This is a genomic window from Clostridium sp. D46t1_190503_E9, from assembly GCF_015555225.1.
Lineage (GTDB): Bacteria > Bacillota > Clostridia > Clostridiales > Clostridiaceae > Clostridium.
Window position 1 is genome coordinate 13,231 of sequence record NZ_JADNKB010000012.1, and the last position, 13,572, is coordinate 26,802.

A 13,572-nucleotide genomic window follows, 5' to 3' on the forward strand; every position below is an offset into this window, starting at 1 on the left:
ATAATAAGGTTTAATAATTATAGTTATAAAATGTAGCCAATTAATTCGTTTATTTTCTCTCTTACTTATACTATCTATAAGATTATATTTAAAATAAGCAATTATTATGCAATTTTATGGAGTAAAAAATTTATTTTATATATATTTTTTAATATCACCTCTTTTATCTTCTTACATATCATGTAATGTGAGTAAATAAATTTTTGTTTTTTATTATTTTAAAAGGAGGATATTATATGTCCATTAACTTCAAAAAATTCGTACCACGTCCAGGTCTAGTAAATAAGCAAGGACGTTTACCTGATCCTGCGGAGTTAGTTTGTATTGAAGTACCTAAGGTGTTTGATCAATGTTTAATTAAAAAATGTCTTGTATATTGTGGAGGTCCAGACACAAATACAACTGATTGTGAATTAAGAAGTGATCCCCTAGTTGCTCCTAAGAGATATATTTCTAGTAGAGACTTCAATGTAACACTTCTTTCAGTAGAAAAAATACCACTTAAAGGTAAACGTGGATTTAAAAAAGTAGTGCTTAAATACATGATTTCTTTCTATGCTGATTATCTTGATTGTGATGGTAAAACTAAGAGTGAATTTTATGAGATTAATAGAACTGATGTAATTGGAAAGTTCTATTGTCCTGATTCAATCGCTCAAATTTCAGCTAGTACTGACCTAGAAGAAGACTCTAACATTATAAGACTTGAAATGGTTGCAGAAGCACTACACGGCGAAATACTTAAAGATAAAAACGGGGATGAAGTTTTAGATATCACTTTAGGTTACTATATTGTAGTAAAATGTGAACTTCTTGTACAACTACTAATTCCTGCATATGATTATTGTCCTGTTCCTAAAGTTATTTGTGAGGATGAACCAGATGAAGATCCATGCGAAATATTCGATAAAGCTCCTATTCCTAAGTTCTATCCAGATCAAAATTTAGAACCACTATTCCCTGACTGCTATGATGATGACGATGATGATGTTGATGAATAAAAATTGTTCTCTTCAATATAACTAAAAGTGTTTAGTATGTCTACTAAATTTAGTAGTTATAAATGGTGATGACAGCTTAAATATCTTTATATATCTATTTAGTTTTATCTATCATCACCTTTTACAATATTTATATACTTTAATAAAAGTACTTAATAAATAGAAATAAAGTAAATTATTTATTATAAAAATAATGACCTTCACTCAAAGATGTAGGTCATTATTTTTATGATAAATATCAAAATTAATTAAAAAAACTATACTTTATCATTTAACAATATTTTTTCAGCAACTTCATTGGCTGCAATCATACCACTTTGAAGAGAACCTTGTTGAGTTCCATGTTTTTGAGATATATGCTCTCCTGCAAAAAATACTCTATTATTCATTTCTGGCATTTTTGCTCCATAAGAATATAATATTTTATCTTCAGGTTTTGATAATGCCCCTGATCCCCATATATATTGAACATCAGACCATATCAATGACTTATAGTCAATTAAATTATCATCAATATAATGTAATGGTAGATCATGAATTTTTTCTATATATCTTATAGCGTCACTAATTTGTAGTTCTGTGTTTTCACTTCCAAGCAACATTGATTCTTTACCCCAACTATAGCTTACAAGTAATACCCCAGGTTCCTTAGGACTTGTACCTGGTTTTAGTATATAGCTGCCAATCTTATCACTTACAGATTCTGAATGATCTGATGGATAATAAATAGAAACTAGTGGAATATCAGTAAATGTTCTTCCTCCTACTATTCCTTTTGATTTACCTCCCATCTCCCAAAACCTTTCCTTGAGATAAAAATATATTTTTTCTGATGTTTCATAATTCATTTCATTTATTGCACGTATTTTTTTAGAACTAAAACTCGGCTCTATATCCATACGTCTTAAACTTTGAAAAGGTGCTGTGCATATTACATAATCAAAACTTTCTAAAACTTCCCTATTCATTTCTCTTTCTACATACTTAAGAACAATTCTATCTTCTATTTCTAAACCATATATTCCTTCAACTGGTGTTCTCATTTTCACTTTTACTTTTCCTAATTTATCTTTATCAATATTCTTGTATATTTTCTCATTTTCATCGAACAGAGCTTCATATAAGGAAAGAGGTAAATTTATCATTCCATCTTTAATATAATAATTAAATTCTGAATCTGCTGTATAATATCTTTGTAACATTTCCATAAGACCAAGTTGAAAAAATTGTTTACTTACATCAAGATATCCTAGCATTGATATTGCTTCTTCACTAAATCCAGCATTTTCATATGCTTTTCTATAACTTAATTTATCTATTTTCACTATTTTTTCTGAATATTTATCTTTAATTTCTAGTAATTCTCTTCTCTCTTCAGGGGTAAGAGATTCTAAATACTCTTTATAAAATTCTTTATCTACTTGTTCTTTTAACTTCTTTTTATCACTATTTGATAACTCAAACTTTGGATATATATTTTTTGATACTTGTTTTCCCTTTTGATCATTTAATGCCTTTTCTCCTCTAATATAAAATAAAGAATTATTATTATTATTTACAAAAGGTTTAGTCTCAAGATTGAAAAGATTAATATAATGCCATGTTGTATAATGTGATATTGGTATGCTAAATTCTCCAAGTTCACCATATTTTCTATTTTTTCTATCAAAATAATAAGTGTAAACTTTCCCTCCTATTCTCTGGCTCGCTTCAAATAATGTAATATCACATCCTATCTTCCTTAATTCAAATGCAGCTGATAAACCTGCTTCTCCTGCACCAATTATTGCTACTTTTATGCCTTTTGCATAACCACTTGGGCATATATTAGTTATATCTGTAGGTGGGCTCATTAATTCGACTATATTATCTATATCATTTACTCTTTTTTGATTCTTTAGTATATATTCAAGCATATTATATCTTTCATCATCGCTAGGATTGTCTACTTGATTAATATACATTGAGTTATTGCAAGATTCCATAACTTTCACATCCTAATGTTTATTACATATATAATCATATATGTATTAGTTTTTTATTAATGTGACTTATATATTTTTCTAATAGCTTCTAATAATTCATCTATATCTTGAAGAATATTAAAACATCCCGGACTTACCCTAACTGTACCTGCATATTCAGTTCCAATAATATCATGTATTAATGGAGTGCAATGATATCCTGTTCTAACAGCAATTCCATACTCATTCAATTCTTCACCCACAACAGATGCATCAATTCCATCTATATTAAAAGAAATTACAGCACTTCTTTCATTTAAAGAATCACTTCCATATATTTTAATATAAGAAAGCTTTTTTATTTCCTTTAGAAAATATTCCATCAACTCATCTTCTGATTTTTTTATATTATCTATACCAACTCTTTGTATGAATTTTAATCCTTCACATAATCCTGCGATACCTGGAGTATTTAAAGTTCCACTTTCGAACTTATCAGGCATAAAATCTGGCTGAATCATAAAATGTGAATTACTCCCTGTTCCCCCTTCCTTAAAATTACTTAACTTTACTCCATCCCTTATAAATAATCCTCCTGTTCCTTGTGGACCAAGCAATCCCTTATGTCCAGGAAAAGCCAATAAATCTATACATGAATCTTCTACATCAATTGGTATAATTCCAGCACTTTGAGATGCATCTACCATAAATATAACTTCTTTTTCTCTTGATATCTTACCTATAGCAGTAATATCTTGAATACTACCTAATACATTAGAAATATGATTAATTATTATTAATTTAGTATTCTTTTTTATTTCATTTTTAATATCTAAAGGGTTTACATAGCCAGCTTTATCTACTCCAACTAAAGTTATTTCTACACCTTGCTTTTCCATTGAATTAAGGGGTCTTAAAACAGAATTATGTTCTATAACTGTACTAATAACATGATCTCCATTTTTTAAGATTCCCTTAATAGCTATATTTAAAGCTTCTGTTGCATTACTTGTAAAAATCAAATTAAATGGATCTTTTATATTGAATATTTCACAAATTAGTCTTCTTGTTTCAGTAATTTTTAAAGCTGATTTAATTGCCATATCATGAGAGCCTCGACCTGGATTTGCACAATAATTTTTCATGCAATTTAATACTTCTTCATAAACTTTAGATGGCTTTGGAAATGATGTAGCTGCATTATCTAAATAAATCATTTTACCCTCCTTATAAATGTGCTATATTTTTGCACATTTTGATTTTTAATTATATTTATCTTCTTCATTCTTTAATAATATAGGTTGATATACTTTATATATTATAAAGTCACTTACTATTCATTATATTAAAATAAAGAAAATTTCGTGCTTGCTAATATAAATATAAGATTACACTGATATAAACAAATTATAATTAATACTACAATAATCAACCCATAGGGTTTAAATATAAATAAAGCCCGGTATGGAAAAGCCATATCCGGAGCTTATTTAACTTTATATAATTATCTTATACCCTCTAATCAAAACATATTAAATCATATTTTATAATAATATCTTCATTATTTAGTACAATTTTTCCTACATTTATTTGAATGACATGTTGCTATTGCTCCAAGTGTAGCATTATAAATATTAATGTTTCCAAGAATTATAGCCCTTGTAACTGTTGCAACTACCGTATAAACACAGCATTCATCGCTACATAAGTTATCATCACAAATAAAAAATGATAAAGTACTAGAACCAGCTCTTGCATCTGTTGCTATTAACGCTGATATAAATGTCCATTCTGGCCCAACAGGAATAGGAGCTAATTGATTTCTACATTGTTTAAATATCCTTAAAGAAAATGCTCCTGCAGCTGAAACAGGAATAACAACATTACTTGCAAATTCCAACTTAATGATTGGATTGCATAAACAAGAAGTGTCTAGAGTAAGAGCTGCAAGTGTAAAAGTATCTCCTACTAAAGCACCTATTGGGAGAGTAATAGAACTTGGACAACTACATTTTATAATAGTTGGGCACGTTTCTTTCATTTTATAATTAGCAGTTTCATTACTTCCTACAAATAAATCATAAGATTCTTTTGATATTGAATCCATGAATTTTATACTTCCTTTCCAAACTATATATTATATAATTTTTTATTAGTTATCATAATAAATTTAATTTAAATAAATCCTGGAATGAAAAACTCATATCCAGGATTCATCTTAATTTATAAATTTAGTTTATATTATTTATAGTAAGCTTTTATTACTCAGCTTATTTTAATAAAAATCTCTTTCACATTTTCTATGACATTCTCTAGTGCATTCATTTGATTTACAAGTTATAGTTGCAGTTAATCTTGAGTTATTAAATGCAGCTCCAACTGCAGCAGTAAGAGGTCCAGTAACTGTTGCAACTACTGTATAAGTGCAGCAATCTCTATTTAAACAAGTATCTTCATCACAAATAGTAAATGAAGTAAATACTGATGGAATAACAAGTGCAACGGCTATAGCTGGAAGTACAGTGTATGAAGGTCCTATTGGAACTGGAGTTACTTGATTTCTGCATTGCTTAAATACTTGGACACTTAATCCGCCTATAGTAATAGCAGCTATTGTAGTAAATACACTTGAAAAATCTAACTTAATAATAGGATCACAAATGCAAGAAGTGTCTACAGTAAGTGATGTAAGTGTTACTGTAGCAGGTCCTACTGCTGCAAGAACTGGCAATGGAGTAGAAGAAGGACATCCACATTTTATAATAGTTGGGCACTTTTCTTCTTCTTTTTCATGATCTTTTCTATAATCTTTTTCACAATCTCTTCTATAATCTTTTTCACAATCTCTTCTATATTGTTCTTGATATCTTCTAGACATTGAATTCATAAATTGAATCCTCCCTTTCATATCTATCTTTTATAAAATCTTCTTTTATTAATTTAGTATCAGTTAGTTTTTAGTCTTATATTATTTTTTATCACAAAAATTATACTTAATTAATATAATATTACTATTAATAATTATTCTATTGATAATATTTGTGAACATTGTTTTTTTAAACTTCTTTTGTAGTAACTGAATTTTTTTAACTACTTTATCTCTCAGGCTCATCAGTTTCTGGGAATAATGGATCTAAATTTTGGTCTGGATAGAACTTAGGAACTGGAGCTCTATCAAATCTTTCACATGGATCTTCTTCAGGTTCTTCTTCACATGCTTCTCTAGGAACTGGACAATAATCATAAGCAGGAATTAATAATTGTACAATAAGTTCACACTTTACAACTATATAGTAACCTAAAGTTATATCTAGAACTTCGTTTCCTTCTTCATCTTCAACTATTTGACCATCTAGTGCCTCTGCTACCATTTCAAGTTTTATAATATTACTATCCTCACCTTCACATTCTTCTGCTTCAGTAGTTGCTGAAATTTGAACTATAGAATCAGGACAATAGAATTTACCAATTATATCTGTTCTATGGATTTCATAAAATTCACTTCTATTTACACCATTGTCATCAATATAATCAGAATAGAAAGAGATAACGTAATTAAGAATTATTTTTTTGAAATTAGGGTTGCCTTTAACAGGTATTTTATCTACTGAAGTTAATGTTACACTGAAATCCCTACTAGAAATATATCTCTTAGGTTCAATTAGTGGATCACTTCTTAATTCACTATCTGTCGTATTTGTATCTGGACCTTCCCCGTACACAAGACATCTCTTTATTAAGCATTGATCAAATACCTTAGGTACTTCTATGCAAACTAACTCCGATGGATCTGGTAAACGCCCTTGTTTATTAACAAGGCCTGGGCGTGGCACGAATTTTTTGAAGTTAATGGACATAAACTCTCCTTTCCTTAAAACTACGATACTCTAAATTAATTTAATATTTATTTATAATACATGTTATGTTGAAATATAAAAGTGGTGCTATTAAAAGGTCTTATAATGTAACTTTTTTTTACATATAAATTGCTTATAATCAAAGGTCTCTTGAACTTTTAGAGTAAAAAAAGACACTGAACTTAATATGTTCAGTGTCTTTTTAATTTATATATTATTTATTTAATGCTTCAAGTAATGATTCTAAATCTAATCCATGCACCTTTGCTGCATCTTCTATTGTTTCTGCTTGAGCTGATGGACAACCTACGCATCCCATACCAAAATCCATTAAAATTTGTGGTGCATTTTCCTTTACCTTTATAACTTCTCCAATAGTCATGTCCTTAGTTATCATAATATCACCTATCCTTAATATTTTTTAATTTAATACCATATTAATTTTAATTTATCTTAACTACTAAATGCAATATTTTTCCTTTAAATTTTTAAGTATAGCTAGATTTTCATCTTTAACACTATTATATTCATCTTCAAAGCTTACACATTCTTCATTAATTACATCCATAGTTTCTTCTTTTAATTCTCTTTCTGCAAACTTATAAATTACATTATCTTCTTTATGAATATGTCTTTCTAAAAGATTTGTATAAGAAACAGCATTTGCTATTACGTCTAATTTAGCTTCAGCATTTCCATTTTTTAAAGATTCTAATGCTTCATTTAAATTGGTTACATATAATCTACCAAGATCATGCTCTACCAACATTCCGTATTTAACTACCTTTTCTGCTGTTTCACCAATTTCATCAACCATTCTATTAAATAGCATTATCTCCTCTTTTTTATGATGATGAGAATCTGCATAATTTCTTATAAAATGTATCATATTATAGAAATCTTCATAGTTAACTTCTCCACCTTCTAAAACAGAAAAACAAGCTTTTCTAACTACTTTTAGCATTTCTTTTATATTTTTATGCTCTTCCATCATTAATTCTATTGCATTCATTTTCTCATCCCCTATACTCTTTCTATTGAAAATTCATCATTTTCACATACACTATATTTAAAATCTTTGTTAACTTCATTAACAAAAGCTTTTATCCATAAGTTTCTTAAAGTATAAAAATAATTTACATCTCCGTTTGCGGCATCCCATATATCTTTATGAACGCAAATTCTTCTCTTCCAAACAACTTTATTTTCATCTTGTGAAATTACTTCATTTACTCTATCACAAGGCATTCCATCTAATATATAATCATTTACTGCATTGAATATTTCAACAGCATTACTTACAGGCTTTCCTTCTTCTTTTGCTTCTTTTGCAGCCTTTATACCTTGATTCATATATAAACCTTCTAGCTTAGAAGTTGTGTTTTCTTTTTCTAAAAGCTTACCAGTCCATGTTGCAAGTCTTCCTTCTGCAGAATGAATCTTGTCTTGTAACCATCCGTGAATATTTGATGTATCAATCATTTGCTCAAGAGGAAGATTAGGTAACTTTTCTCCATATTTATTATTTATTTCTTTTGATAAATTTTCTATATCTAATCCTTCATTTTTTGCTAAAGCAATTATTTCTTCTTCAAGTCCTTCAAACCAAACTATTTTATTAAATAACCAATAGTGAATTTTTCCTAAATATAAGCTCATCTATTTTTTCCTCCAATATCCATTACTAATTTTATAATGATAGTGTAACATAGGATCATAATATTTTTCGGTAACATTTGTTACTTTTAATTTATTTTATATTTTATCTATAATTTCTAAGTTTAATTTTTTTGCAAATTCTTCTCCCCTAAATCTAAATCTTAAATCTTCAGGTTCATGTGCATCTACCCCAAGTATTCTTTTAACATTATATTCTTTTGATAAATTCCAAAACTCTTCTACAGGATAAAAATATCTTTCACCTAAGTTATATTTAACTTTCCCTCTTTTAAATCCATTTATGTTGATTTCAAGAGGCATATTTAATCTTTCTGCTGCTTCTAAAATTCTTCTTGATGCTTTAATTGAGTGTTCATCCCAATTTCTATATGATACTGCAAATAAATCTGGATGAGCTATGTAAGCAAAATATCCACTTTCCATAGACTTTATTACATAGTCTATATAGCATTCCAAAATTTCTGGAGTTAATTTAACTCCACCTACATAAAGCCATTCACCTTTATATGGGAAAAAATGTACTCCTAATAATAAATAGTCAACTTTATATTTTTCTTTAAATTCATCATATAACCAATGATAATCTTCAAAATACTCACATTCTATTGCTTTTTTTACTGATATCTTATCTCCATATTTCTCTTTAGCATCATCTATTTCCTTAAAATAAATATCTAAGTCCTCATATGACATTCTATTTCCATTATCTATATTTTTGCCTGGATGAGGTAGATGGTCTGATATTCCTATTTCATCATAACCTTCCTTTATTGCTTCCTCTACATAATCCTCTATTGTTCCAATAGCATGGTTACATCTATAATTATGTGTATGATAATTAGTTTTCATTTTCTTCACCTATCCTTTTCCGTCATTTAAGTATTTATTACATAAATAATATAATAACATATATCTAAAGTAACTTCTATTTTCAAACTTTAAATGAAAAGGCTATCATAAATTAATTATAAAAAATTTATTAATAATTAATTTATGATAGCCTAATTTATTATTTTATAAAATATCCATTCTTATTCCTTGAACCTCTATAACTCGCTTCGTTATCATACTATGAACTACAACTACTTCATCTCTCTCAGCAATATAGCAATAATCTCTAACGCTAAATGATATTTCATATTCATTTTCATAATCAGTAATATAGATTCTATAAACCGGTATTTTAGTAGATCCTTTTGTAGTTTCTACAACTCCTGTACATATTCCACTAGTTTTAGTATACAATCCAAATAAAACTTCAAAAAAGTATATAAAATCTGGAATAAATAATATTAAAAATATATAAAACTCTTTATCGAAATATCCTGATAATAAAAATATAATTAATAATAACTTTATCCACCTAACCCTATTGATTCTATCTTTCCATTTAACTTTAATATGGGGCGAAAACTTAGATTTCATTCTCCAAAATATATTGCTTTCCTTATTATAACTACCTGGATACTCATAATCCCTCTTCCATTTTAATTGCCTATCGGTAATTTGTAATAATTTTATCTTTCTTTCAATTATATATATTAAAATTAAAATTATTTCAGCTAATATTTCTATTCTAACTAAAGCTGGATCTTTAGATAATATGGCTATAATCATTGAATAAACAACAAAAAGAATACATACTATCTTTAAGATAATTGTTTTCTTTTTAACTTCTATAAGTATATCCTCTTCTGCATTTAACTTAATATTACTTATAGAAAAAATTCCTAATGCTATTATAGAAAATATCATCATTATACTTATAGAATTTATATCTATATTATTAAAAAATGGAATTTTAATTCCTTTGTATTTAAAATAGTAATCTAAATTAGCTATAAATCCTAAAACTAATCCGAAAGCTCCAAATATTCTCATGTTCTCTAGGCTTCTTTTTTCTGATCCCATAACAACAACTCCTTTATTGCTTTAAAATAAATAATATCTATATTATTTATAAATTAGTTTTATTATCTACTTCTATTATATTATAATAGTGTTAATAATTGTTATAAATTTATGTAAATGAGGTGTTTTGATTGAAAAATTTTATAGATTTAAGAAGTGATACAGTAACTAAGCAACCAGATTTTATGAAAGAAGCTATGATTAATGCTGAAGTAGGTGATGACGTTTATGGAGATGATCCTACTGTTATAAAGCTTGAAGCTCTTGCTGCAGAAATAGTTGGTAAGGAAGCTGCCCTTTTTGTTCCAAGTGGTACTTTTGGTAATCAACTTGCTTTATTTACTCATTGTAAAAGAGGTAGTGAGGTAATTATAGCTGATTCTAATCATATAGTTGCTCATGAAGTTGGGGCAAGCTCTGTAATTGCTGGTGTACAGCTAAGAACTATAGATTCCCCAAATGGTATTATAAATTCTCACGATATAGAAAAAAGAATTCGTTTTGAAGATGATGATATACACTTTCCTTCTACATCTTTAATTTGTATTGAAAATGCTCATTCAAGTGGTAATGTGTTAACTCTTGAAAATATGGAGGATGTATTTAATACAGCAAAAAAATACAATTTACCTGTTCATCTAGATGGAGCAAGAGTATTTAATGCCTCTACAGCCCTTGGAGTTGATGTAAAAGAAATTACTAAATATTGTGATTCAGTTATGTTTTGCTTATCAAAAGGACTATGTGCCCCTGTTGGTTCAATTTTAGCTGGAAGCAAAGATTTTATAACTAAAGCTAGAAAAAAGAGAAAGCTTATGGGTGGTGGTCTAAGACAAGCTGGTTTCCTTGCAGCTGCAGGAATTGTTGCACTGAATGATATGTCTAAAAGATTAGAAGATGACCATGAAAATGCTAAGCTTTTAGCTAGTGAATTAAATAAAATCCCTGAACTTAGTGTTGATTTAGATAATGTTAAAATAAATATGGTATTTTTCAGTTTTAAAAATTCTAATATAGATACTAAAGCATTAGTAAATTACTTTTTAGAAAATAATATTAAAATAAATGATGTTGAAAATGGTCAAATGAGATTTGTAACTCATTATTGGGTTACTAAAGAAGATATATCAAAAATAGTTGATACATTAAAAACATACTTAAATAAAAACAGAAATTAATATTCTTATAAATAGGAATATCTCACAATTAAATATTTATACTTAATGTAAAAATTACTGAAAGCAATTCAAAAAAAATGTAAGTAGTATTCCAGTCTGAAATACTACTTACATTTAAATCTTTAAATTAAATAATTGCTTGCCAAAGCCTATCATTCTCTACTTAAATTTATAATAAAAGTACTTCCTTTATTTAACTCACTTTCTACAACAATATTTCCTTTTGAAATTTCAACTATTCTTTTAGCTATTGTAAGTCCTAATCCATAACCCAAATCATTTCTAGAGTTATCTTCTTGATAAAATTTATCAAATATATGACTTACTGTCTCTTTATTCATACCTATCCCTTCATCTTGTATATAAACTTTTATAAAATCAAGACTTTTTTCTATTTTAATATTGATTTCTCCATTTTCATATGAAAACTTAATTGCATTTTCTATAATATTGCTCCAAACCTGTAAAAATAGCTCTTCATCACCATAATAATAAGTGGTTGCCAAATCTAAATTAAATTTAATATTCTTTTCAATCCACTTGCTTTGCAATAAAAGTATTGCTCTTCTTATATTTTCATCTAATGCAAACTTACTTTGATTTTCTAAAGCATCTTGATTTTCTAGTTTAGATATTTTTAATATATTACTTGATAAGTTTTCAAGTCTTTTGGATTCTTCAATTATAATATTTAGGTATTCTTCTCTTTCATCATCATTTAAGTTATTATTCTTGAGAATCTTAGCAAATCCCTGGATAGATGCAATGGGAGTCTTTAACTCATGTGAAATATTATTTATAAAATCCTTTTGAATATAAGCTGTATTTTTTAGTTTCTTTGTCATATCATTAAAATGAAAAATCAATTGAGCTATTTCATCTTTTTCTTTTGTTTCTAATTTAATATCAAAATTTCCTTCTGCAACTTCATTAGTTGCCTTAGTCAATTTTTGTATTTGCTTAACTACTATTCTAGAAATAAAGCATAACAATGTTAAACAAACTATAAAGCTTATCACTAAAATTATAAACTTCAATCCATGAAACTCTTTCATAATAGGAATTAAGTATTGACTATGTTTTGAAATTTTACTATTTACTATTGGAGATACGATAAAAAATGTAACTATATTACTTAAAAGAATTGTTGTAAAAAAATATACTATTATTTTTCCTTGTAAAGTATGTCTAAAATAATTATATATCTTATTCATATATTTCTTTCCGCCTTATAACCAAGCCCTCTCACAGTTACAATTCTAAACTCATTAAAATCACTAAGCTTTTCTCTTATTCTCTTAATGTGGACATCTACTGTTCTTTCGTCACTTTCAATATCTATACCCCAAATTGCCTCCATAAGTTGATTTCTAGTGAAAATTTGTTTAGGATAGCTAAGTAATTTAAATAATAAATAAAACTCTTTTTTAGCTAGTTCTACTACCTTTGATCCTTTTTTTATTGTTAACGCATCGTAATCCAAAACTACATCACCAATTACTAACTTATGTTCATTGGATATTCTTGATCTTCTTAAAAGTGCATTTATTCTAAGAAGCATTTCATCTAAATCAATTGGTTTTACCATATAATCGTCTGCCCCAACTAAAAATCCTTTTTTCTTATCTTCTATAGTTTCTTTGGCTGTAACCATTAAAATTGGGAGTTCATAATTTGAATTACGTAAATCTTTTACTAATTCATATCCATTTATCTTTGGCATCATAATATCACAAATTACTAAATCAATATGCTTATCTTCAAATATTTCAATAGCTTTTTCTCCATCCGCTGCTAAATATATTTCATATCCATTTTGCTTTAAAAATACTTCCATTAATCTTCTTAAGCTTTTGTCATCTTCAACAATTAATATGTTTATCATTATATTCTCCTCAAAATTTACCTCTTAACTAAAAAACTATCTCTTAACTAAATATTATAGTATAGTTAAAAACATAGGCAAATACCTTAATAGATA

At 27.4% G+C, this 13,572-nt stretch carries 14 protein-coding genes; 2 read left to right on the forward strand and 12 right to left on the reverse strand.

Features of this window, described 5'->3' with window-relative positions; translation table 11 throughout:
- Positions 1-236 precede the first annotated feature (236 nt).
- The gene (locus I2E83_RS13740) at positions 237-1,001 is read left to right on the forward strand and encodes a hypothetical protein (protein WP_195263542.1); all 765 of its coding nucleotides are present in this window, start codon (positions 237-239) and stop codon (positions 999-1,001) included.
- Positions 1,002-1,258: 257 nt separating this feature from the next.
- Here the strand turns inward: I2E83_RS13740 and I2E83_RS13745 are convergent, their stop codons facing one another.
- From I2E83_RS13745 to I2E83_RS13790, 10 genes are all read right to left on the reverse strand, one after another.
- Complete coding sequence (locus I2E83_RS13745; RefSeq protein WP_195430473.1) at positions 1,259-2,986, reverse strand: NAD(P)/FAD-dependent oxidoreductase; 1,728 nt, start codon at positions 2,984-2,986, stop codon at positions 1,259-1,261.
- Between the two features lie 56 nt (positions 2,987-3,042).
- Entirely contained in the window at positions 3,043-4,182 is a 1,140-nt protein-coding gene (locus tag I2E83_RS13750; RefSeq protein ID WP_195263540.1) for an aminotransferase class V-fold PLP-dependent enzyme, read from the reverse strand.
- 344 nt (positions 4,183-4,526) lie between these two features.
- Positions 4,527-5,072 (reverse strand): DUF4489 domain-containing protein, encoded by a 546-nt coding sequence (locus I2E83_RS13755; RefSeq protein ID WP_195430475.1) that lies wholly within the window; start codon positions 5,070-5,072, stop codon positions 4,527-4,529.
- A gap of 168 nt (positions 5,073-5,240) precedes the next feature.
- A complete protein-coding gene (locus I2E83_RS13760) occupies positions 5,241-5,852 on the reverse strand; it encodes a DUF4489 domain-containing protein (RefSeq protein WP_195263538.1) in 612 nt (203 codons plus the stop codon).
- Between the two features lie 208 nt (positions 5,853-6,060).
- Entirely contained in the window at positions 6,061-6,822 is a 762-nt protein-coding gene (locus tag I2E83_RS13765; protein WP_195263537.1) for a hypothetical protein, read from the reverse strand.
- Positions 6,823-7,036: 214 nt separating this feature from the next.
- Positions 7,037-7,219 (reverse strand): DUF1858 domain-containing protein, encoded by a 183-nt coding sequence (locus I2E83_RS13770; RefSeq protein WP_195263536.1) that lies wholly within the window; start codon positions 7,217-7,219, stop codon positions 7,037-7,039.
- Positions 7,220-7,282: 63 nt separating this feature from the next.
- A complete protein-coding gene (locus tag I2E83_RS13775) occupies positions 7,283-7,834 on the reverse strand; it encodes a hemerythrin domain-containing protein (protein WP_195430477.1) in 552 nt (183 codons plus the stop codon).
- A gap of 11 nt (positions 7,835-7,845) precedes the next feature.
- On the reverse strand, positions 7,846-8,481 hold the full coding sequence (locus I2E83_RS13780; protein WP_195263534.1) for a hypothetical protein: 636 nt from the start codon (positions 8,479-8,481) through the stop codon (positions 7,846-7,848).
- Positions 8,482-8,577: 96 nt separating this feature from the next.
- Entirely contained in the window at positions 8,578-9,351 is a 774-nt protein-coding gene (locus I2E83_RS13785; protein ID WP_195263533.1) for a histidinol-phosphatase, read from the reverse strand.
- A 165-nt stretch (positions 9,352-9,516) separates the two neighbouring features.
- Positions 9,517-10,413, reverse strand: a complete 897-nt coding sequence (locus I2E83_RS13790) for a hypothetical protein (RefSeq protein WP_195263532.1) — start codon at positions 10,411-10,413, stop codon at positions 9,517-9,519.
- Between the two features lie 131 nt (positions 10,414-10,544).
- Between I2E83_RS13790 and ltaE the strand changes: the two genes are divergently transcribed.
- Positions 10,545-11,591, forward strand: coding sequence for a low-specificity L-threonine aldolase (gene ltaE, locus I2E83_RS13795; protein ID WP_195430479.1), 1,047 nt, complete (start codon positions 10,545-10,547; stop codon positions 11,589-11,591).
- Positions 11,592-11,743: 152 nt separating this feature from the next.
- Here ltaE and I2E83_RS13800 read toward each other — a convergent pair whose 3' ends face one another.
- Both I2E83_RS13800 and I2E83_RS13805 read right to left on the reverse strand, forming a co-directional pair.
- Positions 11,744-12,805, reverse strand: coding sequence for a HAMP domain-containing sensor histidine kinase (locus tag I2E83_RS13800; RefSeq protein WP_195430480.1), 1,062 nt, complete (start codon positions 12,803-12,805; stop codon positions 11,744-11,746).
- Positions 12,802-13,476: a response regulator transcription factor gene (locus I2E83_RS13805; RefSeq protein WP_195430482.1), complete on the reverse strand. Its 675-nt coding sequence runs from the start codon at positions 13,474-13,476 to the stop codon at positions 12,802-12,804. The genes I2E83_RS13800 and I2E83_RS13805 overlap by 4 nt, the downstream gene beginning before the upstream one ends.
- Positions 13,477-13,572: the final 96 nt, after the last annotated feature.

What these genes read in the sequence shown, in the direction of transcription:
- I2E83_RS13740 (WP_195263542.1), top strand. Translation starts at nt 237, where the DNA reads ATGTCCATTAACTTCAAAAAATTCGTACCACGTCCAGGTCTAGTAAAT.
- I2E83_RS13745 (WP_195430473.1), bottom strand. Translation starts at nt 2,986, where the DNA reads ATGGAATCTTGCAATAACTCAATGTATATTAATCAAGTAGACAATCCT.
- I2E83_RS13750 (WP_195263540.1), bottom strand. Translation starts at nt 4,182, where the DNA reads ATGATTTATTTAGATAATGCAGCTACATCATTTCCAAAGCCATCTAAA.
- I2E83_RS13755 (WP_195430475.1), bottom strand. Translation starts at nt 5,072, where the DNA reads ATGGATTCAATATCAAAAGAATCTTATGATTTATTTGTAGGAAGTAAT.
- I2E83_RS13760 (WP_195263538.1), bottom strand. Translation starts at nt 5,852, where the DNA reads ATGAATTCAATGTCTAGAAGATATCAAGAACAATATAGAAGAGATTGT.
- I2E83_RS13765 (WP_195263537.1), bottom strand. Translation starts at nt 6,822, where the DNA reads ATGTCCATTAACTTCAAAAAATTCGTGCCACGCCCAGGCCTTGTTAAT.
- I2E83_RS13770 (WP_195263536.1), bottom strand. Translation starts at nt 7,219, where the DNA reads ATGATAACTAAGGACATGACTATTGGAGAAGTTATAAAGGTAAAGGAA.
- I2E83_RS13775 (WP_195430477.1), bottom strand. Translation starts at nt 7,834, where the DNA reads ATGAATGCAATAGAATTAATGATGGAAGAGCATAAAAATATAAAAGAA.
- I2E83_RS13780 (WP_195263534.1), bottom strand. Translation starts at nt 8,481, where the DNA reads ATGAGCTTATATTTAGGAAAAATTCACTATTGGTTATTTAATAAAATA.
- I2E83_RS13785 (WP_195263533.1), bottom strand. Translation starts at nt 9,351, where the DNA reads ATGAAAACTAATTATCATACACATAATTATAGATGTAACCATGCTATT.
- I2E83_RS13790 (WP_195263532.1), bottom strand. Translation starts at nt 10,413, where the DNA reads ATGGGATCAGAAAAAAGAAGCCTAGAGAACATGAGAATATTTGGAGCT.
- I2E83_RS13800 (WP_195430480.1), bottom strand. Translation starts at nt 12,805, where the DNA reads ATGAATAAGATATATAATTATTTTAGACATACTTTACAAGGAAAAATA.
- I2E83_RS13805 (WP_195430482.1), bottom strand. Translation starts at nt 13,476, where the DNA reads ATGATAAACATATTAATTGTTGAAGATGACAAAAGCTTAAGAAGATTA.